This window comes from Streptomyces brevispora (assembly GCF_007829885.1).
GTDB classification, from domain to species: Bacteria; Actinomycetota; Actinomycetes; order Streptomycetales; family Streptomycetaceae; genus Streptomyces; species Streptomyces brevispora.
Genome location: NZ_VIWW01000003.1, coordinates 156,899 through 181,034 on the forward strand (window position 1 = coordinate 156,899; position 24,136 = coordinate 181,034).

Annotated in this window: 20 protein-coding genes; 11 read left to right on the plus strand and 9 right to left on the minus strand. The window is 71.1% G+C overall.

The features are described from left to right. Positions 1–94: 94 nt before the first annotated feature. Both FHX80_RS35030 and FHX80_RS33790 read left to right on the plus strand, forming a co-directional pair. On the plus strand, positions 95–256 hold the full coding sequence (locus tag FHX80_RS35030; RefSeq protein WP_167523811.1) for a hypothetical protein: 162 nt from the start codon (positions 95–97) through the stop codon (positions 254–256). 136 nt (positions 257–392) lie between these two features. After that, positions 393–2,267, plus strand: a complete 1,875-nt coding sequence (locus FHX80_RS33790; protein WP_375884451.1) for an ATP-binding SpoIIE family protein phosphatase — start codon at positions 393–395, stop codon at positions 2,265–2,267. A gap of 31 nt (positions 2,268–2,298) precedes the next feature. On the opposite strand, the gene FHX80_RS33795 is transcribed toward FHX80_RS33790, so the two are convergent. From FHX80_RS33795 to FHX80_RS33815, 5 genes are all read right to left on the minus strand, one after another. Further along, positions 2,299–3,264: an ABC transporter substrate-binding protein gene (locus tag FHX80_RS33795; protein WP_145768291.1), complete on the minus strand. Its 966-nt coding sequence runs from the start codon at positions 3,262–3,264 to the stop codon at positions 2,299–2,301. Between the two features lies 1 nt (position 3,265). Continuing rightward, positions 3,266–5,224 carry an ABC transporter permease gene (locus FHX80_RS33800; RefSeq protein ID WP_145768292.1) on the minus strand — a complete coding sequence of 653 codons (1,959 nt, stop codon included), beginning with the start codon at positions 5,222–5,224 and terminating at the stop codon, positions 3,266–3,268. A 115-nt stretch (positions 5,225–5,339) separates the two neighbouring features. Next, complete coding sequence (locus FHX80_RS33805; RefSeq protein ID WP_145768293.1) at positions 5,340–6,389, minus strand: quaternary amine ABC transporter ATP-binding protein; 1,050 nt, start codon at positions 6,387–6,389, stop codon at positions 5,340–5,342. After that, positions 6,386–7,924: a GMC family oxidoreductase gene (locus FHX80_RS33810; protein WP_145768294.1), complete on the minus strand. Its 1,539-nt coding sequence runs from the start codon at positions 7,922–7,924 to the stop codon at positions 6,386–6,388. The genes FHX80_RS33805 and FHX80_RS33810 overlap by 4 nt, the downstream gene beginning before the upstream one ends. Positions 7,925–7,938: 14 nt before the next feature. Next, positions 7,939–9,423, minus strand: coding sequence for an aldehyde dehydrogenase family protein (locus tag FHX80_RS33815; RefSeq protein ID WP_244318768.1), 1,485 nt, complete (start codon positions 9,421–9,423; stop codon positions 7,939–7,941). Positions 9,424–9,683: 260 nt separating this feature from the next. Between FHX80_RS33815 and FHX80_RS33820 the strand changes: the two genes are divergently transcribed. Together FHX80_RS33820 and FHX80_RS33825 are read left to right on the plus strand one after the other, a co-directional pair. Next, positions 9,684–10,541, plus strand: coding sequence for a class I SAM-dependent methyltransferase (locus tag FHX80_RS33820; protein WP_145768296.1), 858 nt, complete (start codon positions 9,684–9,686; stop codon positions 10,539–10,541). 136 nt (positions 10,542–10,677) lie between these two features. Beyond that, positions 10,678–11,415: an SAM-dependent methyltransferase gene (locus FHX80_RS33825; RefSeq protein ID WP_145768297.1), complete on the plus strand. Its 738-nt coding sequence runs from the start codon at positions 10,678–10,680 to the stop codon at positions 11,413–11,415. 125 nt (positions 11,416–11,540) lie between these two features. On the opposite strand, the gene FHX80_RS33830 is transcribed toward FHX80_RS33825, so the two are convergent. Then, positions 11,541–12,749, minus strand: coding sequence for an MFS transporter (locus FHX80_RS33830; protein ID WP_411977470.1), 1,209 nt, complete (start codon positions 12,747–12,749; stop codon positions 11,541–11,543). Between the two features lie 336 nt (positions 12,750–13,085). Here FHX80_RS33830 and FHX80_RS36940 point away from each other — a divergent pair, with 336 nt between their 5' ends. The 4 genes from FHX80_RS36940 (at position 13,086) to FHX80_RS33845 (ending at position 15,163) form a co-directional block, all read left to right on the plus strand. Continuing rightward, positions 13,086–13,319: a DUF4331 family protein gene (locus FHX80_RS36940; RefSeq protein ID WP_425281721.1), complete on the plus strand. Its 234-nt coding sequence runs from the start codon at positions 13,086–13,088 to the stop codon at positions 13,317–13,319. 2 nt (positions 13,320–13,321) lie between these two features. Then, on the plus strand, positions 13,322–13,696 hold the full coding sequence (locus tag FHX80_RS36945) for a DUF4331 family protein (protein WP_425281717.1): 375 nt from the start codon (positions 13,322–13,324) through the stop codon (positions 13,694–13,696). Positions 13,697–13,807: 111 nt separating this feature from the next. After that, positions 13,808–14,617, plus strand: a complete 810-nt coding sequence (locus tag FHX80_RS36280; RefSeq protein ID WP_244318769.1) for a tetratricopeptide repeat protein — start codon at positions 13,808–13,810, stop codon at positions 14,615–14,617. Between the two features lie 234 nt (positions 14,618–14,851). Continuing rightward, positions 14,852–15,163, plus strand: a complete 312-nt coding sequence (locus tag FHX80_RS33845; protein WP_425281718.1) for a sulfite exporter TauE/SafE family protein — start codon at positions 14,852–14,854, stop codon at positions 15,161–15,163. Positions 15,164–15,348: 185 nt separating this feature from the next. Here FHX80_RS33845 and FHX80_RS33850 read toward each other — a convergent pair whose 3' ends face one another. Continuing rightward, positions 15,349–17,142: an ABC transporter ATP-binding protein gene (locus tag FHX80_RS33850; RefSeq protein WP_145768298.1), complete on the minus strand. Its 1,794-nt coding sequence runs from the start codon at positions 17,140–17,142 to the stop codon at positions 15,349–15,351. A gap of 108 nt (positions 17,143–17,250) precedes the next feature. Further along, complete coding sequence (locus tag FHX80_RS33855; protein ID WP_145768299.1) at positions 17,251–18,492, minus strand: benzoate/H(+) symporter BenE family transporter; 1,242 nt, start codon at positions 18,490–18,492, stop codon at positions 17,251–17,253. 158 nt (positions 18,493–18,650) lie between these two features. Between FHX80_RS33855 and FHX80_RS33860 the strand changes: the two genes are divergently transcribed. Next, the gene (locus tag FHX80_RS33860; RefSeq protein WP_145768300.1) at positions 18,651–19,226 is read left to right on the plus strand and encodes a helix-turn-helix domain-containing protein; all 576 of its coding nucleotides are present in this window, start codon (positions 18,651–18,653) and stop codon (positions 19,224–19,226) included. A gap of 233 nt (positions 19,227–19,459) precedes the next feature. Here FHX80_RS33860 and FHX80_RS33865 read toward each other — a convergent pair whose 3' ends face one another. Then, positions 19,460–20,218 (minus strand): IclR family transcriptional regulator, encoded by a 759-nt coding sequence (locus FHX80_RS33865; protein ID WP_208764871.1) that lies wholly within the window; start codon positions 20,216–20,218, stop codon positions 19,460–19,462. 334 nt (positions 20,219–20,552) lie between these two features. Between FHX80_RS33865 and FHX80_RS33870 the strand changes: the two genes are divergently transcribed. Together FHX80_RS33870 and FHX80_RS33875 are read left to right on the plus strand one after the other, a co-directional pair. Beyond that, positions 20,553–20,909 carry a VOC family protein gene (locus tag FHX80_RS33870; protein WP_145768302.1) on the plus strand — a complete coding sequence of 119 codons (357 nt, stop codon included), beginning with the start codon at positions 20,553–20,555 and terminating at the stop codon, positions 20,907–20,909. Positions 20,910–21,164: 255 nt separating this feature from the next. Continuing rightward, on the plus strand, positions 21,165–23,549 hold the full coding sequence (locus FHX80_RS33875; protein WP_145768303.1) for an ATP-binding cassette domain-containing protein: 2,385 nt from the start codon (positions 21,165–21,167) through the stop codon (positions 23,547–23,549). Positions 23,550–24,136 lie beyond the last annotated feature (587 nt).

Sequence of the window (24,136 nt, forward strand, 5' to 3'; positions counted from 1 at the left end):
CGGTGCCGCCCGCGGCCCCGGGGGAGGACCACGTAGAATCGGCCCCTGTTTCCGTCCGAACGATGGCATACACAACCGATTGAGGCAGTTCGACGTGAGTTTCACAGACAGATCCGAGGCACCGATCTACGCCGGTCTCGTGGAGGAGCACGGGGACGTCCTGGCGGAGGTGCGCCGAGTGGCTGAGGAGACTCTGCGCGAGGCCGACCGGGCCATCGACTTCAGCGACGTACACCGATCCGCCGCGTACCGGTAGCCGCTGACCACCCCCCTTCGGGCGGCACGGCCGTCCCTCCGCCCCACCGCCTCCTCACGTCCCGGCACCCGTCACGGCCCCGCGCCGGGTGCCGTCACGGCGTCTCGCACTGCGGACCTGTCTCCCCCGTCGGAGCATGGAACGAACAGACGGCGACGACATCGGGACGAAGGGACGCCGGATGGGTGGTGAACGGCATGAACCGCCGCCGGACGACATCGAGGCCGAGCTGGACCAGATCGCCGCAATGAACAGCATGGACATGCCTCGTCCGGCGCCGCCGGACGGCCGGGTACCGGCTGCCGACGCCCGGCCCGGCGAGGCGGCCAGGCGCCGCGACTCGCTCCTGCTGTCCGCCGGTCACACGACCGCCGATTCCGACTCGCTCGACGAGGCACTCAGGGTGGTGGCCGGACTGCACGCGCCGGACTTCCCCCTGGACGGCCAGTGCGTCTTCGGCATCGACGACGGGTCCCTGAGCTCTCTGGGGCAGTACGGATTCCGGCCCGGCGAAGGAGCCGACCAGGGATTCCGGATACCGATGACGACCGGCTACCCGGCCGTCGAGGTGGCCAGAACCGGCCGGGCCGTGTTCCTGGCCTCGACGCAGGAGTACCGCCGCCGCTTTCCGGAGACCTGTGACATGTCGGCCGGCAGGAACCGGAACGCGTGGGCCTTCCTGCCGCTCGTGACCGCCGGGCGGGTCGTCGGAGTATGGCTCGCCGCCTTCCGCTCCCCGGTGGCCTTCACGACGAGCGAGCGCGCCCTGCTGACCGTGACCGGCCGGATGATCGCCCAGGTCCTCGAACGCGCCCGGGCCGGCAGGGCGGAACTGGCGCTCTCCCGTGGCCTGCGCCGGAGCATGCGCACCGCAGGTCCGGCACTCACCGGCCTGAGCGTCGCGACGCGCTACGTACCGACCGGGGGAGGGCTCATGGTCGGCGGCGACTGGTACGACAGCATCGACCTGCCCAACGGCCGCCTCGCCCTGGTCATCGGCGACGTGCAGGGGCACGATGTGCACGCCGCGGGGCTGATGACCCAGCTGTGCACGGCCGTGCACGCGTACGCCGCCGAGGGGCACGGCCCGGACGCCGTACTGGCACGGACATCACGCTTCCTGACCACCCTCGACGAGGACCGGTTCGCCACCTGCATCTACATCGAGGCCGACCCGTCCACCGGCGACCTGCACATCGCACGGGCCGGCCACCCGCACCCCGTGCTGCGCATGCCGGACGGCACCTGCCTGATCAAGCACATCAGCGGCGGCCTGCCCCTCGGGCTGATGCCCGGAGAGGAGGACTACCCCGTCGACATCCTGCGCCTGCAGACGGGTGAGGTCTTGATGCTGTGCACGGACGGGCTGATCGAGAACGGCGGCCATGACATGTACAGCGGCTGGGTACGGGTGCGCGAGGCGTTCTCACCCGGCCCCGTCGACGACCTCGAAGGGGTGGCCGACCGGCTGATGTCGGCCGTGCTCAGCCCCGAACCCGGGGCCCGGGAGGGCGCCGCCGCACGCGACGGCGACGACATCGCCCTCCTGCTCCTGCGCCGCGACTCCGGACGGCCGCACGCCGAGGTCAACCAGCGCCGGCTGGTGCTGTCCATCGGCCAGGACCAGGGCGAGGGACTGTCCGAGGCGCGGGCCGAACTGAAGGCGCTGCTGCACGACTGGGCGCGGCCGGACCAGGTGGACACCGCGGTGCTCCTGGCGACGGAACTGCTCGGCAACGTACTCGTGCACACCGATCAGGACGGCTCGCTCAACGCGTACGTCACCGGTGAGACCGGCCGGCGCCGGCTGCTCGTCGAGGTCATGGACCGCGGCGACGAACTGCCTCACCAGCGGACCCCGGTCGAACTGGCCTCGTCGGGGCGGGGACTGCTGCTGCTCGACATCCTGGCCGACCAGTGGGGCGTGCGGCCCGAACCCGAGGGCAAGACCGCCTGGTTCGTGCTCACCGAAGCGCCCCCGGGCGAGACCGGGGGCGCCGCCACGGTCTGAGACCGCGGCGCCGCCCCCGGTGCCGACGCAGTCAGCGGGGAATCCAGGCCCGCCACTCCTGCTCGTTCTCGTCCACCCACTTCTTCGCCGCGTCCTGGGGCGACAGCTTCTGATCGGCGATCATCAGGGCGACCTTGTTCTGGTCCTCCGTGCCCCAGGAGAAGTTCTTGAGGAACCGGGCCGCCTTGCCACTGTCGTGGGCGAAGCGGGCGTTGAGGTACTTCTTCAGCGGCGTCCGCGGGTAGGCGCACGCGACCTTCTTCGCGTCGGCGTCGCAGCCGTCCTCGTACGCAGGCAGCCGCACCTCCGTCATCGGCACCTTCGCGAACAGCCACTGCGGCTTGTACCAGTAGGAGAGGAAGGGCTTCTTCTCCTTGGCGAACTGCTTGATCTGCGTGATCTGCGCCGCCTCCGACCCGGAGAACACGACCTGGTAGTCCAGGCCGAGATTCTGCACGAGTGCCTTGTCATTGGTGACGTAGGACGGAGAGCCGTCCAGCAACTGGCCCTTGCCGCCGCTCTCCGCCGTGCGGAACCGGTCGGCGTACTTGTTGAGGTTGCGCCAGTCGGTGACGTCGGGATGTTCCTTGGCGAAGTACGTCGGGACGAACCAGCCGATGTGCCCGGTGACCCCGAGCTCGCCGCCGGGACTGATCGTCTTCTTGTCGCTGACGTACCGTGCCTCCTGGTCCGGATGGCCCCAGTCCTCCAGGATCGCGTCCACCCGGCCCTGGCTGAGGGCGTCCCAGGCGGGCACCTCGTCGATCTGCACGGTGTCGACGCGGTAACCCAGCTCGTGTTCCAGGAGGTACTGGGCGACGGCCACGTTCGCCTGGGCGCCGACCCACGACTGCACGGACAGGGTCACGGTCCTGGCGCCCCGGGCGTTGGCGAAGGGCGAGGACTGCTGTGTCATGTCCGCCGCGCCGCAGCCGGCCACGGCGATCAGTGCCGTGGCGGAGACGAGCGCGACGAGTGGAGTGCGCGGACGAGCCATGTCAGGCCCCCTTCCCGGAGTGACGCCTCGTCGGCTGGGTGACGCGGTCGAGCATCAGGCCGAGGAGGACGATCGCGGCACCTGCGACCAGCCCCGTCGCCAGGTCGCCCTGCGCGAGGCCGAACACCGCGGCGTAGCCGAGCGCGCCACCGCCGACGAGACCACCGATGACCACCACGGCGAGTACCAGGACGACGCCCTGGTTGACGGCGAGGAGCAGCGCGGGCCGGGCCAGCGGAAGTTGGACCTTCAGCAATTGCTGGACACCGGTCGCGCCGAGGGAACGCGAGGACTCCATGGCGACCGGGTCGACGCCGTTCAGCCCCTGGGTGGTGATGCGGACGACGGCGGGCAGAGCGTAGATGACGGCGGCGGCCACCGCCGGTGCGCGGCCGACGCCGAACAGGGCGACGACGGGGATGAGATAGACGAACTGCGGCATCGTCTGGAACACGTCCAGCACCGGACGCAGCAGCCGTTCCACCCGTTCGCTGCGGGAGGAGGCGATACCGACGGCGAAGCCGGCCACCAGGGTCACCGCGACACCGGCCAGCACCTGGGAGAGCGTGTCGAGCGCCGGGTCCCACACACCGAGTACCCCGATGGCGGCCATCGCGAGGACCGCGGTCACCGTGGTGCGCCAGGTGCCGATCAGCATGGCGAGCACGGCGATCAGCAGGAGCACGGCCCACCAGGGCAGCCACTGCAGTCCGTCGCGCACCGGGTCCAGGACCCAGGTGGTGAAACGCCCGGCCCAGTCCGCCGTGCCGCCGATGACCGGTACGCCGGAGTACAGATGGCCGGTCATCCAGCCGACGGCCCTGTTGACGGGCTCGGCGATCGCGACGGTCCGGCCGTCCGGCCAGGCCGTCCCGGCGGCGAGGCGTGCCACGACGGCGACGATCACGGTGCCGGCCGCCGCGACGGCCCAGCCAGGACGGGCGGTTCCGGTGCGCGGCGCGGAGCCGATGCCGTCGCCGGCCGCGCCGGTGACCCGGTCGAGGACAACGGCGAGCAGCACGATCGGGATCCCGGCCGCGAGCGCGGCGCCGACGTCGACGGAGGCGAGCGCCTGGTAGACGCGGTCACCGAGACCGCCGGCGCCGATCACGGAGGCGATGACGGCCATCGAGAGCGCCATCATGATCGTCTGGTTGAGACCGAGCAGCAGTTCCTTGCGCGCCAGCGGAAGCCGGGCCGTCAGCAGCCGCTGCCGTCCCGTGGCGCCGAGCGAGGCCGCGGCCTCCATGACGCCCGGGTCGGCGTCGCGCAGCCCGAGAGCGGTCAGCCGGGCCATGGGCGGCGCCGCGTAGACGACGGTCGCCAGCACGGCGGCCGGCACACCGATCCCGAAGACGAGCACCACCGGCAGCAGGTACGCGAAGGCCGGCATCACCTGCATGGTGTCGAGCACCGGACGCAGCACGCGGAAGACCCGGTCGGACAGCCCCGCGGCCAGGCCGAGGAGCGCTCCGACCACCACCGAGACCAGCACCGCGACAACCATCAGCGCCAGGGTCTGCATGGTGGGCACCCACATGCCGAGCAGCCCGCAGAAGAGGAAGGCGACGACGGCGGACAGCGCGAGCCCGATACCCGCCACCCGCCAGGCGATCAGCCCGGCGGCCGCCGTGACACCGGCCCAGCCGGCGGCGAGCAGCACCAGGTAGACGCCGCGCACCGACAGCACGACGCCGTTGCTGATGTGCCCGAAGAAGTAGAGGAACAGCGGATGCGTGTCGCGGTTGTCGATGATCCAGTCGCTGACACCGCCGAGCGGACCGGTGAGGTCGACGGTCAGATCCCCGGGCCACGCACCCCCGCCGACGAGGAAGGTGCCGAGCACCAGCAGCGCGACCGCCGCGGCCAGCAGGAGACCGGTGCGGTGCCGTACGAGGGAGCCGGCGGTACCGGAGGAGCCGAAAGCGGTGAAACGTGCGGTGGTGGCGGTCGCCGTCATCGCGGCCACCTCCCGCTCGTCGCGGCGGGCAGGCCGGCCGGCCGCGCCCCATCCCCGTGCCGCGGGCCCCGTGCCGTGGTGCGGCCCGGCGGGGCCGGTGCATGGACTGTCCGCATCACGCGGCCTCCTTCACGGCCGGAATCCCGGCCACGACGCCGAGCAGGCACGCGTGGTCGACCACGCCCAGGCAGCGGCCCCCGTCGACCACACGAGCGGTCTCGCCGGTACGGACGACCGCCTCGATCGCTTCGAAGACGGTGGTGTCCGGTGCCAGCGCCGGACCCGAGACGCTCTCCTCGCCGTCGGCGGGACGCATCGCCGCGCGTACGGTCAGGACCTGTTCGCGCGGAACGTCACGCACGAAGTCCCGGACGTAGTCGTCGGCCGGGGACCCCACGATCTCCTCCGGAGTGCCGAGTTGCACGATCCGGCCGTCCCGCATCAGCGCGATCCGGTCGCCGAGCTTCAGCGCCTCGTTCAGGTCATGGGTGATGAAGACCATTGTGCGGCCCTCCTCACGGTGCAGGCGCACGACCTCCTCCTGCATGTCCCGTCGGATGAGCGGGTCGAGGGCGCTGAACGGCTCGTCGAACAGCAGCACTTCGGGATCGACGGCGAGCGCCCGAGCCAGCCCGACCCGCTGCTGCTGACCGCCGGAGAGCTGCCCGGGGCGGCGGTTCTCCAGACCTTCGAGGCCGACCTTGCCGATGAACTCCGCTGCGCGTGACCGCCGTTGGGCCCGACCCATGCCCTGGATCTCCAGCCCGTACGCGACGTTGTCGACGACCGAGCGGTGCGGCAGCAGGCCGAAGTGCTGGAAGACCATGGCGGCGCGATGGCGGCGCAGCTCACGCAGCCGTCCGGTGTTCATCGAGAGCACGTCCTCGCCGTCCATGGTGATTCCACCGGACGTCGGTTCGATGAGCCGGGTGAGGCAGCGTACGAGGGTGGACTTCCCGGACCCGGACAGGCCCATCACGACGAACACCTCACCCTTGCGGACGTCGAACGAGACGTCACGCACGGCGGCGGTGCAGCCGGTACGCCGGCGCAGTTCGGCGCCGTCGAGCTCGCTGAGTTCGGCGTCGCCCGGCACTCGGTCGGCCTTCGGTCCGAAGACCTTCCAGAGCTTGTTCACGGAGAAGACGTGCGGCGGTGTGTTCATCGGTCATGGCTCCCAGTGGTGGCGCCGAGCAGATCCGCGCACTTCTCACCGACCATCAGCACCCCGATCATCGGGTTGACGGTGGTCATGGTCGGGAAGACCGACGCGTCGGCTATGCGGACGGCGTCCAGGCCGCGGATCCGCAGATCGGGTGCGACCACGGCCAGCGCGTCGTCGGCGGCGCCCATCCGGCATGTTCCCGCCGGGTGGTAGACGGTGTGCGCGACCTTGCGCGCGTACTCGCTCAGATCCGCGTCGGACGTGACCTCGGGCCCCGGACAGACCTCGCGCTTCAGCCAGCCGGCCAGCGGTTCCCGCGCGGCGATGTCACGCGCGATCCTGATCCCGTCGACGAGCGTCCGTCCGTCGTAGTCCTCCACGTCGGTGAAGTAGCGGAAGTCCAGGGCGGGTTTGACCTCGGGGTCGGGGCTGGTCAGATAGAGCCGGCCGCGGCTCCTCGGCTTCGGGATGTTCGGCGTCATGGAAACGCCGTGCGCAGGACGCTCGTACCCGAGCCGCTCCGGATTGTCCGTGAACGGGATCTGGTAGAAGTGGAACATCAGGTCGGGTCCCGGACTCTCCGGGTCCCGCCGTACGAAGAGCCCGGCGTCGCTGTCCATCGCGGAGTTCTCGGGGATCGGCCCGTGCGTCTCCCAGACGATGACCGACTCGGGGTGGTCGAGCAGGTTCTCACCCACGCCCGGCAGGTCGTGCACCACGGGAATGCCGAGCTTCTCCAGCTCCGCGCGGTGGCCGATCCCGGAGTGCATCAGCAGCCGCGGTGTGTCCACCGCGCCCGCGCACAGCACCACTTCGCGCCGGGCCCGTACGAGCCGCTCCTCGCCGTCAGCGGTCCGCACCCGCACACCGGTCGCCCGGTGGCCGTCGAGCTCCAGCCGGAACGCCCAGGTCTCCAGCGCGATATGGAGGTTCGGCCGGTCGAGGAAGGGGTGCAGATACGCGACCGAGGCGGAGGAACGCTTGTTGTTCTCGGGGTGGTAGGCGAGGTCGAAGAACCCCACGCCGTCCTTGAAGGCCGCCTGGTTGAAGCCCTCGATACGCGGGACCCCGAGCGCCGTCCGGGCCGCGTCGACGAAGTCGCGGGCGATGGCGTTGCGGTCCGCCTCGTCGACGGGGACGATGTTGTTGCGCAGCCGGTGGAAGTACGGGTCCATCGACGCGGCGTCCCAGCCGTCCGCGCCGGCCTCGGCCCAGTCGTCCCAGTCGGACGGCAGTGGCTTGAAGGCGATCAGGGTGTTGTGGGACGAGCAGCCGCCGAGCACCCTGGCCCTGCTGTGCCGGATGTTCGAATTGCCGCGGGGCTGCTCGGTGGTGGGGTAGTCGTAGTCCAGCTCGCCGCCGAGGAGGCCCATCCAGCGGCGCAGCGTCAGGACGTCGTCCCTGCCCACGTCACTGGGTCCGCCCTCGATGAGGGCGACGGTGATGTCGGGGTCCTCGGTGAGCCGGGAAGCGATCACCGATCCGGCGGTGCCGCCGCCGACGATGACGTAGTCGTACTGGGTCGTGTTCTCCATCGCCTCTGCTCCCGTCAGCCCGCGAACCAGCGCACCGGGCGCGGGGCGAGGTTCTGGTAGATGTGCTTGGACTCGCGGTACTCGGCGAGACCCGTCGGACCCAGCTCCCGGCCGATGCCGGACTTGCCGAAGCCGCCCCACTCGGCCTGCGGCAGGTAGGGGTGGAAGTCGTTGATCCACACGGTGCCGTGGCGCAGCCGGGCGGCGACCCGGCGTCCCCGCCCCGCGTCCGCGGTCCACACGCCGCCGGCCAGCCCGTACTCCGTGTCGTTGGCGAGAGCCACGGCCTCGTCCTCGGTACGGAACGTCTCGACCGTCAGGACCGGCCCGAAGACCTCCTCGCGCACCACCCGCATGGAGCGGTCGCAGTGGTCCAGCACAGTGGGCCGGTAGAAGTATCCGGGCCCTTCCGGGCGCTGGCCGCCGGCCCGCAGCACCGCACCCTCCTTCAGTGCGGAGGCGACGAACTCCTCGGTCCTGGCGAGCTGTTGTCCGGACACGAGCGGACCGCATTCGACACCTTCGTCCGTGCCGCGGCCGATGCGGATCCGCTCGGCGCGCCGGGCGAGTTCGGTGACGAACCGCTCGCGCACCGACTCCTCGACGATCAGCCGTGATCCGGCGGAGCAGACCTGACCGCTGTGGATGAAGGCGGCGTTGAGCGCCTGGTCGACGGCGGTGTCGAAGCCCTCCTCGGTGGCGCAGGCGTCCGCGAACACCACGTTGGGGTTCTTGCCGCCGAGTTCGAGCGCGACCTTCTTGACGGTGTCGGCGGCGGCCCGCATCACCTTCGTGCCGCTGGTGAGCCCGCCGGTGAAGGAGATCAGGTCGACATCGGGGTGGTCCGCGAGCCGGGCGCCGACGGTGGCGCCGGCGCCCGTGACGATGTTGGCCGCCCCGGCAGGCAGTCCGGCCTCGGCGAGCAGCGCGATGAGGGCGACCGTGGTCAACGGGGTGATCTCACTCGGCTTGACCACAAAGGTGTTGCCCGCGGCGAGAGCCGGAGCGATCTTCCAACTGGCCTGGAGCAGCGGATAGTTCCACGGGGTGATGAGCCCGCAGACGCCGACGGGTTCATGCACCACGACACTGTGGATCTCCTCGGACCCCGCATCGACGACACGCCCGCCGCTCTCGTTCATCACGAGGTCGGCGAAGTAGCGGAAGGCGTCGCGCACGCAGTCCACGTCGGCCCGGCCCTCCGCGAGCGTCTTACCGGCGTCACGGCACTCCAGCGCGCCGATCCTCTCCCGGTCGCGCTCCAGCAGATCGGCCACGCGCCTGAGCAGCGCGGCGCGTTCCGCCACGGGCGTGCGAGGCCACGGCCCCGTGTCGAAGGCGGCCCGCGCCGCGGCGACGGCGGCGTCCGCGTCCACGGCGTCACCCTCCGAGACGACGGCGAACGCGGTCGCGTCGACGGGGTCGAGGATCTCGCGCGTGGCGCCGGACAGGGCCGCTCGCCACTCTCCCGCCACATGGATCGTGTGTTGTGCCGACACGTCGTTCGCTGCTCCTTCGGTGGCCGTGCGTCCCACGCCGGGTGAACCCCGGCGGTCTGGCCCTCTTCCCCGGAAGGCCGGAGCCATGCGCGGCCGCCGTCCCGAAGTGACCCGGCTCACGGGAACCGCACGGCAGCGCGTCCGGGTGATGTGGAGATGGCTCCCGGGGCGCGAGGGGGTGACCGTTCGTGACTTCGACGGACATACTCGGAGCATCCGGGCCCAGGCCGGGTTTCCGACCGTAAGGAGTGGAAGCGGACATGGCGGACGAGCAGATCGAGGTGCCGGACAGTACCGCGGTACGGGTCGCACTCTGGCGGGCGATGCACGTACAGATCGACGCGGCTCCACACGTGTTCGAGGACGAGGCCGGACTGCGGCTGGCCGCGCCCGGCGAGGGGTGGCGGAGCCGCCCCGACATGGACCCGCACGGCACCAGCGGGTTCCGGGCCGCCGTCGTGGCCCGCGCCCGGTTCATCGAGGACCTGGTGGTCGATCAGGCCGGCCACGGCATCGACCAGTACGTCATCCTGGGTGCCGGTCTCGACACCTTCGCGCAGCGCCGGCCGGAGTCGGCCTCCCGGCTGCGGATCTTCGAGATCGACCAGCCGGCCACCCAGGCGTGGAAGCGCCGACGGCTGATCGAGCTCGGCTACGGGATCCCCGACCGGCTGCGACTGGTACCGGTCGACTTCGAGGCGGGTGGGGACTGGTGGCAGCAGTTGTCCGCCGCAGGCTTCGACCCCGGCCGGCCGGCGGTCGTCGTCTGCACCGGCGTCACCGTCTACCTCACCAAGACGGCCACCGAGGCGACGCTGCGCCGGCTCGCCGGGCTGGCCCCCGGCTCGACGCTCGCCATGACGTTCATGCTGCCGGCCGAACTCATCGATGACGCCGATCGCGCCGCTCTGGAGGAGACCAAGCCGCGGGCGGAGGCATCCGGAACGCCCTTCATCAGCTTCTACACCCCGCAGGAGATGCTCGCACTGGCCCGCACCGCCGGTTTCGAAGACGCCCGGCACGTGTCGGGAACCCTGCTCGCCACACGCTACTTCGCCGACCGGACCGACGGTCTCCGCCCCTCGAGCGGAGAGGATCTGCTGGTCGCCACCGTCTGAGGCCGGCTCCGCCACTGCCGCGGAATCCGGTGCGGGGCCGTCTGGTGAACCCGGCCCTGGCGAACCCTGGTTCCGTTGTCGGGCACCGGGCGGAAAAGCAGATGCGTGTGGTCTTCGGCGCTGTCACGATGCGCCGGTGAACCGAGAAGAGATGTCCAGAATCGCGCACACCCACCACCCGATCAAGTCCCCGCTCAACGACGAATCGGTACGTCAACTGCTGGACCACGGCATCTCGCGCGGCGACGAGCGCGTACTCGACCTCGGCTGCGGCGGCGGTGAGTGGCTGCTGCGCGCGCTGTCCTCCCGGCCGGACCTGCGGGCCGAGGGCGTCGACATCTCCGGAGCCGCCCTGGCGGATGCCCGTACGCGTGCCGCCGGGCTCGGGGTGCAGGACCGCCTGGTCCTGCACCACCGGCCGGCCGCCGAATTCGTCTCCCCGCACGCGTTCGACCTGGTCCTGAGCTTCGGGGCCGCTCACGCCTTCGGCGGGCTGCTCCCCACCCTCGCGGCGGCACGCGAGCACCTGGCTCCAGGCGGGCGTGTCCTGGTCGGTGACGGGTTCTGGGACCGCGAGCCCTCCCGGGAGGCCGTCGAGATGCTCGGTGACTTCGCCGACCTGGCAACGACCGTGGACCGGGTCATGGCCGACGGCTGGACGCCTGTACACGGCCACGTCAGTACGCGCCAGGAGCTGGACGACTACGAATGGGCCTGCTGGGGGACCCTGGCCGACTGGGCACTGGACCACCCCGCCCACCCGGACGGCCCGGAGGCGCTCGCCCTGTCCGCCACCCGCCGCACCGAATGGCTGCGCGGCTACCGCGACACCTGGGGCTTCGTCAGCCTGGTCCTTCGCCGGACCTCCGACTGACCCGGGGGAGCGCGCCGGAACCGACGCCCGCGCCCCCGGGCCGATGCCGCGCCGGGCGCTCGCGGCGGGGCCGGCTCTCCGTACGCCCGGAGAACGGTTCGGGACTGTCGCTGTCCCGGCGGCGCTCACGCCTCCTGCGGCGGCCTGAGCGCGGCGTACGTCCCCGCTCCGGCCGTCAGCAGCAACACGCAGCCCGTGAAGAGGAGTCCGGCGTCGCGCAGCCCGAGCCAGGTCGCGAGGGCGCCGACGCCCACCACCGGTACCGAGATCCCGGTGTACGCGACGACGAAGAAGGCCGAAATGGTGCCGCCGCGGTGCTCTGCCGGGGCCGCGCCGCTGACCAGGGTGAGCGCCGCGCGAAAGGCGAGGCCCTGGCCGGTGCCGCCGCACAGCGCGCCCAGGACCAGCAGAGGCAGGGATTCGGTGATCAGTGACGATGCCACCAGCAGCAGGCCGGCGATGAGGACGCCGCAACCGGCCGGGAGCGCGAGGCGTGCGCCGATACGTTGCGTCAGGGACTGCCCGACGGTCGAAGCCAGGAACACGGAGAACACCACGGCCCCGGTGACGGCCACGTTGTGCACGCCCAGCGTCTGCGAGGCGAAGCTCGGCGCGACCGCCGTGAACAGCCCGAGCAGCGCGAACCCGGCGAAGGCCGCCAGCGAGGCGGGCAGGAACACGCTCCTCACCTCGGGCGGCACCGCCACACCCTGCGGCGTCGGACGCGGCCACCGCTTCGGCTCCGCCACGGTCTCCGGCAGGAACCAGGTGATCCCGGATGCCACGGCCACCAGACCCAGATGAACCCAGAACGGCAGGGTCAACGGCCAGGGCGTGTACTGCGCGAGGAGCCCCGACAGCAACGGTCCGCAGCCCAGTCCTCCCATGTTCGCGGCCGTGGCCGCGAACCCGGCCCGCGCCTTCTGCGCGGGCCCGGCCAGTTCGAGGACCGCCGCTGTCGCCGCCCCGCTCAGCAGGCCTGCCGCGAAGCCGGACAGCAACCGGCCCGCGAAGAGCAGCGGCAGACCGCGCTCCAGCAGGAAGCATCCGGCACTCGCGGCCGACAACGCCATCGCGCACAGCAGCACAGGCCGGCGGCCGACCTTGTCCGAGTAACTGCCCGCCACCAGCAGCGCGGTGATGACCGCGACGGCATAGACGGCGAAGACGACGGTCACCATCAGCTCGGAGAAGCCGATCTGTTCCTGATAGAGCCCGTACAACGGCGTGGGCAGGGTGGTACCGGCCATCCCGATGGCGAACACCGTGGCCGCAGCGAGATAGCCCGGTCGCCGATCACCACGTGTGTTCACTGCATGCTCACGAACGATCACGAATGTCACCCTATGATCGGCCGCCCGCCGGGGTGGTGCTCGGCGCGACCCGGCGACGGGCTGTCTCGCGAAGTGGCGGTGCACCGGAAGAGCAGTGCGGTCGCGGTTGCGGACGCTGGTACGGCCCGAGGCCGGACCGGGCCCACGCAGCGGGGCCTTCCCGGGGGCGCTCCGGGCACCGCGTTCGTGGCGGCGTGCAGGCCATTCCGCACGGGGCGCCCCCACGGCTGCGCGTCCCCGCCCCTGCGTCGCACCGGCTCGTAGGCGTCTGTTGGCATCTGGGCACCGGACGCCAACTTCTTCTGTGTCGACAACACGGGCGACGGCAACGCCGACATCACGTACAGCTGGCGTTTTCGCACCCTGACCCGCGACGCCGGCGGCCAGTTCCTCTACAACACGGGCCCGGTCACCTCGCTCAACGACCCGGACCTCAACATCCGTCAGGTCTACGACCTCACGGTGACCACCTCCCGGGGCACCTCGACCGTGCTGCGCGGCGCCCCCGTGGCACCGTCGAACGTCGGCAAGGCGTCCATGCCGGACTACTGGCCGAGGAACTGCGGCTGAACATGGCCGTACCGCCCACCGCGAAGCCCAACAGGCTCGGCGTCCTCGACGGAGACCTGGCCGGCTTCCCGAACGGTCGCCGACTCACCGACGACGTCATCGACATCTCCCTCCAGGCGGTCGAAGGAGCCGCCCGGACGGGGAACCTTGTCCCCGCGCTCGCGGCCGGCGACAAGGTCGACGCCAACGACGTGCCCTTCGGCACACGCTTCCCCTACCTGGCGCTCCCGCACTCCAAGAGCGTCAACAGCGCTCCGTCCGGCGGCGCCCGGCAGCCGGCGATGACGCCGTCGCACGCCGCCGCCATCGGTGCCGCGGGCGTCGCCCTGCTGGGTGTCGGCGGACTGCGCCTGCGCCGGCGCCGCGCCACGAGCTGACCGGCCGCCCCTGATCGAGGGGTGATCCCGGGTCACACCGGTGTCCGGGCCGGCCCTGTCGGTCCGGACACCGTCTCCGCCCCTGCCCGTCACACACCACCGGGAGAATCAGTGCCAGCCCCGACCGACCCAGCCCCCGCAACCCCCGCTCGCGGCGGCAGACGACTGCGCAGCGCGGTGATCACGCTCGCCCTGGGGGGTGTCCTGTTCGCGGTCGGGGCACTGGGCCTGGCTCCCCAGCAGACGCCCACGGTCGCGTCCGGCCCGGACACACCCCGCAGTACGGACGCGACCGAAGGCCTCCGGATCCGTGTACGCAAACTGCCCACCGACCCCGACGGCTGGTCGGCCCTCGGCATGGCCTACGTACAACAGGCCCGCAGCACGTCGGACGCGGCCACTTACCACCGGGCCCGGACCGCGCTGCGCAAGTCGCTCGCCCTCCGGCCTGCCGGAAACTTCACGGCGGAGACCGGGATGGGCGCCCTCGAATCCGCCCGCCACCACTTCGCCGAAGCCCTGACCTGGGCGCGGCGGGCCACCGCCGCCAACCCCTACAGCGCACCCGCCCAAGGAGTCCTGGCCGACGCACTCACCCAGCTCGGCCGCTACGAGGACTCCTATGCGGCGGTTCAGCGCATGACCGACCTCAGGCCCGACAGCAGCGCCCTCGCCCGCGCCTCCTACACCTGGGAGCTCCGGGGGAACACGGCGCGGGCGCGCGACCTGATGAACAAGTCCCTCCAGGCGGCCGGTACTCCGACGGAGAAGGCATTCGCCCTGACCCACCTCGCCACCCTCGCCCTGGAGACCGGAGATCCCCGCACCGCCCTGGACCTGGCCGGCACCGGGCTCGAAGCGCTGCCCGGCGACGCCGCCCTGCTGGAGGCACGGGCACGGGCCCACACCGCGCTCGGCTAATTTCGGCAAGCCGTTGCCGACTTCACCGCGGCCGTCGCCGGCGCACCCCTGCCGCAGTATCTCCTCGGCCTCGGGGACCTCCAGCCGCGGCGGCGCCGGCCGGAACCGCTCGCGGCCGAGCGGAGCGGCACGGTCCTCGCCCCGGCCAGGGCCGGTAACCACAGCCACCTTCCCCATCCGGACCGGGCCGACGGCCCCCGCCGAACCGGAACGTCACGAACCGGCCTGATCGGGATGGGGATCGCCGGAGGCCTCGTTCCCAGCCCCTCCGCCCTGGTCGTCCTGCTCGGCGCGGTCGCCCTCGGCCGTACCGCCTTCGGCGTGCTGCTCGTTGTCGGCTACGGCCTGGGAATGGCCGTGACACTCACCCTCGCGGGTCTGCTGCTGGTGCGGCTGCGGGACAGGTTCGAGGCGCGTGCGGACAAGTACGCCCGTCTGCGAGCCCCGTTCGCCCGGCTCGCGGGGATCGGTCCGGCCGCGTCCGCCGCGCTCGTGCTGGCCGTGGGTGCGCTGTTGACCCTCAGGGCAGCGGCCGGCCCCTGGTAGTCCGGCCGAGCGTGATCCGCCGGAAGGGCGCGAGCCAGGCCGTCCTGCCGGTGTTCCGTACCGTGCGTCCAGTGCCCCGTTACCCGGTGGCCCGGGAGATCCGTCGCCCCGGCCACCGGGTCCGCCCGCTGAGTCCGGCCGGTTCCGCCGCGCTCAGAACATGGTGTCCGGGGTCGGCCTCCGCGTCACGGGTGGGCCGGCTGGAGGCCCGCATACACCCCGCCGCTGTCCAGCAGTTCGCTGTGCGTCCCCACCTCGGCGATCCGGCCGCCCTCCATCGCGACGATCCGGTCGGCGCCCTGGATCGTGGAGAGGCGGTGGGCGACGACGAAGACGGTCCGGCCGTGCACCAGACGGGAGAGGGCCTCCTGGACGAGGGCCTCCGAGCGGTTGTCGAGTGCGGAGGTCGCCTCGTCGAGTACCAGCACCCGGGGGTCGCGGATCAGTGCCCTGGCGATCGCGAGCCGCTGCCGCTGCCCGCCCGAGAGCCGTGCGCCGCGCTGGCCGACGACCGTGTCCAGACCGAGCGGCAGATCCCGTACGAATGCCAGCGCGTTGGCGTCCTCCAGGGCGCGCATCAGCGTGGCCTCGTCGGTGTCTCCCATTCCGTACGTCACGTTGTCGCGGATGCTGCCCTCGAACAGGATGGACTCCTGCGGCACCACCGACAGGAAGCGCCGGTAGCTGCGCAGATCGAGCCCGGCCATATCGGTGCCGTCGAGCATGATGCGGCCGGAGGTGGGCCTGATGAAACCGATGAGCAGGTTGAGGACGGTCGACTTGCCCGCGCCCGAGGCACCGACCAGCGCTATGGTCTCGCCCGGCCGTGCGGAGAGGGTGAACCCGTCGACCGCCGGGGCCGCGTCGTCGTAGGCGAATCCGACGTCCTCGAAGTCGATGCGGCCGGTGACCTGCTCCACCTGCGCCTTGCCGGCATTGTGTTCCAGGTCGGGTGCCTGGAGCACCTCACCCGCCGAACGCACCGACTCCAGGCCCTTGGTGAGCACGGGCGCCAGACCGAGCAGCGTGGTCACGGAGCCGGTGAGTACGGTGAAGAAGGAGCTGAGCATCACCACATCGCCGGGGGTGATGGGCATCCAGCCGTGATAGGCGACCAGGGCGGAGCCCGTCAGGCAGAGCACGCCGAGCGTGTTGAGGATGACCCAGGCCAGTGACCCGAAACGGCCGTTGACCGTGTCCAGGCGTAGTCCGGCCGCGAACACCTGGCGCAGTGAACCGTCGACCCGGCCCAGCGCGGTCCGTTCCAGGCCGTGCGCACGGGTGATGGGGATGAGTGCGGTCATCTCGCCCACCCGGGAGGAGAGTTGCTCGACCTCGCGGCGGAAGGACTCGTTGTGGCTGCGCAGCCGTGCACGCAGCTTCATCACCAGAAACCCGGCCGCGGGCACCACGACGAGGAAGACGGGCAGGAACGCCGGCACGCGCACGCCGATGACGACGAGGCCGCCGGTCAGGGTCACGACGGCGCCGAGTCCCATGTCCGCGCTCTGCTGCATCATCTGCTCCACCGACTCCACGTCGCGGACCACCTTGGCCTGCAGGACGCTCGAACTGACCCGGGCGTGGTAGCCGATGGACAACTGCTGCATCCGGCGGCACAGAGCGGAGCGCAGGGTCGTGCCCATCCGGCGGATGCTGCCGCCGAGGAGCCGTACGTACCACTGGTGGAGCGGATAGTTGATGACGAGGATGAACAGCAGGACACCGGTGGACTGCCACAGTCCGGACTCCGGGCCGTGCTGGACGACCACGTCGAGGACGGTCGCGGTGATCAGCGGGAGCAGCCAGATGGGGCTGTGCTTCACGACGAAGACGAGGGTCGCGAGCGCCAGCCGGCCGCGGTCGGGGCGGAACAGATGGCCGAGGGTGCGTACCGGGTTCTCACCGCGGTAGCGGTGGTCCAGGTGGTCGAAGGGTGCCAAGGATTCGGCGGAGACGGGGGAAAGCGCTTTCAGCATGGAGTCCATCCCACCGTGCTTCCGCCGCGCGCGGCAACCCCCGTCCCACGGACAGGACGGGGGTTGCCGGAGGCCGTCGGATCCGTCGGGCGTCGGGCCCCACGGGACTCACGGGAGGCGGAGTTCGCGTGGCGACGGTTCGGGGGCCGGGGGCGGAGTGGGGGTTTCGCGGCCGGCCCGCCCCAGCGACGCGATCACGCTGGTGATCAGCCCGGCCAGCAGCCCCCAGAACGCGGATCCGATGCCCAGAAGCGTCACGCCGGAGGCCGTGGCGAGGAAGGTCACGACGGCCGCCTCCCGCGACGACTTGTCGGCCAGGGCCGTGGACAGGGAGGACTCGATGGTGGCGAGCAGGCCGATTCCGGCGATCGCCAGGACCAGTGCGTGCGGCATCGCGGTGAGGAGCGAGGCGACGGTCGCGCCGAGCAGGCCCACACAGAGGTAGAAGACGCCCGCCCAGACGGCCGCCAGATAGCGCCTGTCGCGGTCGGGATGCGCCTCCTCGCCCGTGCAGATGGCGGCCGTGATGGCGGCCAGGTTGAGGCCGAACGCGCCGAACGGTGCCAGTACGGCGTTGACCGCTCCGGTCCACGTCATCAGCGGGGACACCGGCACGTCGTAGCCGGCACTGCGGATCACCGCGACACCGGGCAGGTTCTGGGACGCCATCGTGACCACGAACAGGGGAGCGCCGACGCTGACCAGGACCTTCCAGTCGAACTCCGGGGCGACGAAGACCGGTGTGGCCAGGGCGAACCGGACCTTTCCCAGCTGCCACCCGCCGGTGAACGCCGTGGCCACCACCCCCGCGGCGAGCGCCAGCAGCACAGCGTACCGGGGGAGCAGGCGCCGGCCCAGCAGGTAGAGCACGAACATCGGGAAGGCGACCCCGAAGCTGCCGTGCATCGTGCTGAACAACCCCGTGCCGAACCGCAGGAGAACCCCGGCCAGCAGTGCGGCCGCCAGCGGGACCGGGATCCGGCTCATGGCCCGGCTGAACCACCCGGTGACCCCGCTGACGAGGATGAGCAGTCCGGAGAAGACGAACGCACCGACCGCCTGGGCCATGGACACACCGCTCAGGCCGGTTGTCAGGAGCGCCGCTCCGGGCGTCGACCACGCGGTGACGACGGGGGCCCGGTAGCGCAGCGACAGCCCGATGCAGGTGCAGGCCAGGCCGACCCCGAGCGCGAGCATCCAGGAGGAGATCTCGCGCGAGTCGGCTCCCGCCGCCTTCGCCGCCGTGAACACCAGGGCCGCCGAACTGGTGACTCCGACCATGACGGCGATCAGTCCGGCGACCACGGCCGAGGGAGGTGCGGCCGAGCGCATGCGGGTGATCGCGAACATGAGTGAGCCACTTCCCCTGTGCGGTGCGGGGCGCCGTCGACCAGCAGAGGGATCGCGCGCGCCACGAGCATGTTCCGTATATGGAACGTTCTGTTTGTGGAACACTAGAGAGACGGGCCGGTACCCGTCAACCAGGAATGCGGAGTGGGTGGACGCCGATGGGGCTGAACGAGGACCTGGGGCGCAGACTACGGGCGCTTCGCCGCGAACAGGGCCTGTCCCTTTCGGAGTTGTCCCGACGCTCCCGGGTGGGAAAGGGCACGCTCTCCGAGCTGGAGAGCGGCCTGCGCAACCCCACCCTGGAGACGCTGTACGCACTCGCCACCGCGCTGGGCCATCCGCTCAGCGCGGTGCTGAGCGACCCGGCGCCGGAAGGCGGCACCGGTTCCGGCGCTGCGTTTCCCGGTGTGTCGGGCACCGGCGTCACCGCGACTCTGCTGGAGCGGCACGAGGACGCGGCCGCGGTCACCGATGTGTTCCGCGTGACGATCAGCGCGGGTGCCACCCAGGAGTCCGCCGCGCACGTCCCGGGTACGGAGGAGAGCCTGATGGTGCTGACCGGCACCGCAGTCGTCGGCCCGCCGCACGACACCCGGACGGCCGGCCCCGGTGACTCGGCGCGCTGGCGGGCCGATGCGCCCCATATCTACAGCGCACCGGACGGTGATGTGCACGGCATCCTCTTCGTGCGCTACCCGTCGGCGGTCCGGGGCGGGGAAGGGCCCGGGCAGTGACGGGCACGCCCGGGGGAGGGCTCGCACCGCCGATCAGGTTCGAGCGGGAGGAGGCTCCGGGCTGGGGGACTCCCTCGGTACGGCACAGCGGATGCGCGACCCCGGCGGCCGCGTTGGTCGACGGCGCCTTCGGACTGGGTCGGCCCCTTGCCGAACACGCGGCGAACTCTCGTACGCGCAGCCAGTAGGAGATGCGGGATGGGGTTGGGGGTCGAACTGCCGGGCGGCGGGGCTCAGTCGGGGAGCGAGAGCCCCACGGTCACGCGCATCGCGGACGCCAGCAGTCCGGCACGGACCCGGCTGGTCCGGTACATCCGGTCCGACCGGAAGGAGATGCCGAGCGAACCGACCCGGTCTCCGCTGTACACGGGCACGGCGACGCATGTCGTACCGCGTGCGTACTCCTCCCGGTCCATGACGACCGGGGCTGTCGGTGACGAGTCGAGCTGCCGCAGCAGCTCCTCCCTGCACGTGATCGTGTGGGGTGTGAGATCGGTGAGGGAGTGCCGGGAGAGGTACTCGGCGCGCGCCTTCTCGTCCAGTTCGCGCAGCACGCTCTTTCCCAGCGCGGTGGCATGCCCGGCGTCGTGGAAACCCACCCAGAGGTCGACGCGTGGGATCCGAGCGCTGTCGACGATTTCCATGATCCGGATTTCGCCCTCCTCGTACAGCGTCAGATAGACCGCGGCCGAGAGCTCGTCCCGCAGGGACGTCAGGGCGGGGCGGACACGGTCCAGCCGCTTGTGCCCGTTGTGTTCGGAGCCCAGGGGGGAGTGCCTGCCGGAGAGGGTGAACGCGCCGTCGTCCGGCTCGGTCAGGTAGCCGTCCTGAGCGAGCGCCTTGAGCAGCCGCTGGACGCCGGCCAGGGGCAGTCCCGTCTCCCGGGCCAGCTGCTGCACCGGCACTTCTGCCGCGTGCGCCCCTGCCGCCTCCATCACTCGAAGGGCACGCTCGACGTACGCGGTGAGCTCGGGGCCGGCCTCGTCACCCATGCCCATAAGCATGGACCCGGTGCCGGAAGGCGGCAATACGGCCTGTGCACGGCCCTGACCTGGGGCATACGAAGCGGCGGGGGAACGGTCGCGCGGTCCGGGGACGACGGACCGGGCCGATCAGGATCGGAGAAGCGCAGTCACCGGGCCGCAGCTAGCGTGATCGCCAGACACCGAACGTCAGGCACCGAGTGCCTGATACCGAGCGCCTGATACCGGGCGTCGGAATCCAGTGCCGAGCGCCGACCGAGACCGCTGAATCCGCGCCTCGCCGGTCGCCCCGGCGCGACCGTCCACACCGGGTCGATGCGACCCACGAACCACAGGAGCGACCATGACCGGCTCTCCCACCCAGGGGATCAAGACCGTGCTGCATCCCGTGTCCGACCTGGCGGCCGCCAAGGCGGTGTACACGGCTCTGCTCGGTGTACCGCCGCAGTCCGACGAGTCCTACTACGTCGGCTACGAGGCCGGTGGCCAGCACATCGGGCTGGTGCCGACCGGCGGACCGCAGGACATGGCCTCGCCCGTGGCCTACTGGCACGTGCCGGACATCGCGGCGAAGCTGGCCGAGGTGGCAGCCGCGGGTGCCACCGTGAAGGAGCCCGCGCGCGACGTCGGCGGCGGCCGGCTGGTGGCCACCTTCACCGACCCCGACGGCAACGTCCTCGGGCTGCTTCAGGACCGATGAGCGCCGAACAGCCCGTACTGTGTCCGTGACCGCGGGCGAATGCGCGACACGGGGCCGCCGGCCGGTCCGACGGGCGTCGCGCCGCCCCGGCCGGCTCCGCCGATCGGACGGGCAGCGAGCCCGGACCGTCGGCGCGGCCGCGCCGACGAAGGGGAAACACGTGTAGGACCCTTGGCTGGTCAGACCGAACCGGACGACGTCGACGGGGACCGCGAACGCGGCCCCGGCCGACAGACAGATGGAGAAACGATAAGCATGGCCACCAGGACGGACGCGCGCTCGCCCGCGCCGCACGCTGCCGACATCCACGATGTGATCCGTGTGCACGGTGCGCGCGTGAACAACCTCAAGGACGTCAGCATCGAGATCCCGAAGCGGCGGCTCACGGTGTTCACCGGCGTTTCCGGCTCGGGCAAGACCTCGTTGGTGTTCAACACGATCGCCGCGGAGTCGCAGCGGCTGATCAACGAGACCTACAGCGCCTTCGTGCAGGGCTTCATGCCGACGCTGGCCCGGCCCGAGGTCGATGTCCTGGACGGGCTGACGACCGCGATCATCGTCGACCAGCAGAAGCTGGGCGCCGATCCGCGCTCCACGGTCGGCACGGCCACTGACGCCAACGCCATGCTGCGGATCCTCTTCAGCCGCCTCGGGAAGCCGCACATCGGCCCGCCCAGCGCATACGCCTTCAACGTGCCTTCGGTCCGGGCGAGCGGTGCCATCACCGTCGAGCGTGGTGCCAAGAAGACGGTGAAGGCGACCTTCAACCGCACCGGCGGCATGTGTACTCGCTGCGAAGGCCGGGGCACCGTCTCCGACATCGACCTGACTCAGCTCTACGACGACTCCAAGTCGCTCGCCGAGGGCGCGTTCACCATCCCCGGCTGGAAGTCGGACAGCTTCTGGACCGTCCGGGTCTACGCCGAATCGGGCTTGCTCGACCCGGACAAGCCGATCCGCAAGTACACCAAGAAGGAGATGCAGGACTTCCTCCACCGGGAGCCGACCAAGGTGAAGGTCGAGGGTGTGAACCTCACCTACGAGGGCCTCATCCCCAAGATCCAGAAGTCGTTCCTGTCCAAGGACAAGGAAGCGCTGCAACCGCACATCCGGGCGTTCGTCGAGCGGGCGGTCACCTTCACCACCTGCCCCGAGTGCGGGGGCACCCGGCTCAGCGAGGGTGCCCGGTCGTCGAAGATCAAGCGGATCAACATCGCCGACGCCTGCGCGATGCAGATCAGCGACCTGGCCGCATGGGTCCGCGGCCTCGACGAACCCTCGGTGGCACCCCTGCTCACCGCGTTGCGCCAGACCCTCGACTCGTTCGTGGAGATCGGACTGGGCTACCTCGCACTCGACCGGCCGACGGGCACGCTGTCGGGCGGTGAGGCGCAGCGCGTCAAGATGATCCGCCATCTCGGCTCCTCACTCACCGACATCACCTATGTCTTCGACGAGCCCACCGCGGGTCTGCACCCCCACGACATCCAGCGGATGAACAACCTGCTGCTGCGCCTGCGGGACAAGGGCAACACGGTGCTCGTGGTGGAGCACAAGCCGGAGACGATCGCGATCGCCGACCATGTCGTCGACCTGGGCCCCGGCGCCGGAACGGCGGGCGGAACCGTCTGCTTCGAGGGCACCGTCGAGGGGTTGCGGGCCGGTGGCACCGTCACGGGCCGCCATTTCGACGACCGGGCCGCCCTCAAGGAGACGCTGCGCAAGCCCACCGGGGCTCTGGAGATCCGCGGCGCGAACGAGAACAACCTGCGCGACGTCGACGTCGACATCCCCCTCGGGGTCCTTGCCGTCATCACCGGCGTCGCCGGCTCCGGAAAGAGCTCGCTGATCCACGGCTCGGTCTCGGGTCTGGACGGGGTGGTGTCGATCGACCAGGGCGCGATCCGCGGCTCGCGACGGAGCAACCCCGCGACGTACACCGGACTGCTCGACCCGATCCGCAAGGCGTTCGCGAAGGCCAACGACGTGAAGCCGGCACTGTTCAGCGCCAACTCCGAAGGTGCCTGCCCCAGTTGCAACGGCGCCGGCGTCATCTATACGGACCTTGCGATGATGGCGGGTGTCGCGACCGTCTGCGAGGAGTGCGAGGGGAAGCGGTTCCAGGCCTCGGTGCTTGAGTACCACCTCGGCGGCCGTGACATCAGCGAGGTGCTCGCGATGTCGGTGACCGAGGCCGAGGAGTTCTTCGGCGACGGCGCGGCGCACACTCCGGCCGCGCACCGCATCCTTGACAGGCTCGCCGATGTCGGGCTCGGCTACCTCAGCCTCGGGCAGCCGCTCACCACACTGTCCGGCGGCGAGCGGCAGCGGCTCAAGCTGGCCACGCACATGGGCGAGAAGGGCGGCATCTACGTCCTCGACGAACCGACCACCGGCCTCCACCTGGCCGACGTCGAGCAACTGCTCGGCCTGCTGGACCGGCTCGTGGACTCCGGCAAGTCGGTCGTCGTCATCGAGCACCACCAGGCGGTCATGGCGCACGCCGACTGGATCATCGACCTCGGCCCCGGCGCCGGCCACGACGGCGGCACACTGGTCTTCGAGGGCACCCCCGCCGACCTCGTCGCCGACCGCTCCACCCTCACCGGCGAGCACCTCGCGGCCTACGTCGGCGCCTGAGGGGCCGCGCCGGCCGCCTGAGGGGGCCGCGCCGCATTCCACCCTCGGGCGTCCGCGACAAGGCGTACGTCAGCGTGTCCGCGGAAGTTGTGGTCAAGGTCCGGCCACTGCGGCAGGACACCACGGTTCGGTGACCGCCTTGTCGTCACTTCATGTGGGGGGTGGCGGCGGCGGGAGGCCATAGGTGTTCCGGAACAGCCGGGTGAAGCGGGCCGTGTTCGAGAGCCCCACCGTGCCGCGACCGTACCGGCAGGGCGGTCCCGGAAGGCCCGATCGGCCGGTTCCATGCGGCACCGTTCGCGTCTGTGCGTGCGAATTCGGCCCGCCACGGTGGTGCCCTGACACTCGAACAGCTTGTGTGGGTACCGCAGCGGGATGTGATGGGCGCAAGCGGCAGCGGCGGGCGACAGTTCCACATCACCGAGGTGGTGCCCGATGAACGCCTGGATACGCCACGCCAGCGCGTGCTGGTGTGTCTCCGCAGGCACGAGGACAGCCTTCCCCAGCAGGTCGGCGAGTCCGACAGCAACCAGCTCCGCCAGTGCACGGGCCAACCGTGCCGCAGTTCTCTCCTCGCAGGCCACAGC

Coding starts and splice junctions, on each gene's coding strand:
- FHX80_RS33845 (WP_425281718.1), top strand. CDS start 14,852: ATGGGGATCGCCGGAGGCCTCGTTCCCAGCCCCTCCGCCCTGGTCGTC.
- FHX80_RS33850 (WP_145768298.1), bottom strand. CDS start 17,142: ATGCTGAAAGCGCTTTCCCCCGTCTCCGCCGAATCCTTGGCACCCTTC.
- FHX80_RS33875 (WP_145768303.1), top strand. CDS start 21,165: ATGGCCACCAGGACGGACGCGCGCTCGCCCGCGCCGCACGCTGCCGAC.
- FHX80_RS33865 (WP_208764871.1), bottom strand. CDS start 20,218: ATGGGTGACGAGGCCGGCCCCGAGCTCACCGCGTACGTCGAGCGTGCC.
- FHX80_RS33805 (WP_145768293.1), bottom strand. CDS start 6,389: ATGAACACACCGCCGCACGTCTTCTCCGTGAACAAGCTCTGGAAGGTC.
- FHX80_RS33870 (WP_145768302.1), top strand. CDS start 20,553: ATGACCGGCTCTCCCACCCAGGGGATCAAGACCGTGCTGCATCCCGTG.
- FHX80_RS33855 (WP_145768299.1), bottom strand. CDS start 18,492: ATGTTCGCGATCACCCGCATGCGCTCGGCCGCACCTCCCTCGGCCGTG.
- FHX80_RS33810 (WP_145768294.1), bottom strand. CDS start 7,924: ATGGAGAACACGACCCAGTACGACTACGTCATCGTCGGCGGCGGCACC.
- FHX80_RS33790 (WP_375884451.1), top strand. CDS start 393: ATGGAACGAACAGACGGCGACGACATCGGGACGAAGGGACGCCGGATG.
- FHX80_RS33795 (WP_145768291.1), bottom strand. CDS start 3,264: ATGGCTCGTCCGCGCACTCCACTCGTCGCGCTCGTCTCCGCCACGGCA.
- FHX80_RS33800 (WP_145768292.1), bottom strand. CDS start 5,224: ATGACGGCGACCGCCACCACCGCACGTTTCACCGCTTTCGGCTCCTCC.
- FHX80_RS33820 (WP_145768296.1), top strand. CDS start 9,684: ATGGCGGACGAGCAGATCGAGGTGCCGGACAGTACCGCGGTACGGGTC.
- FHX80_RS36945 (WP_425281717.1), top strand. CDS start 13,322: ATGGCCGTACCGCCCACCGCGAAGCCCAACAGGCTCGGCGTCCTCGAC.
- FHX80_RS33860 (WP_145768300.1), top strand. CDS start 18,651: ATGGGGCTGAACGAGGACCTGGGGCGCAGACTACGGGCGCTTCGCCGC.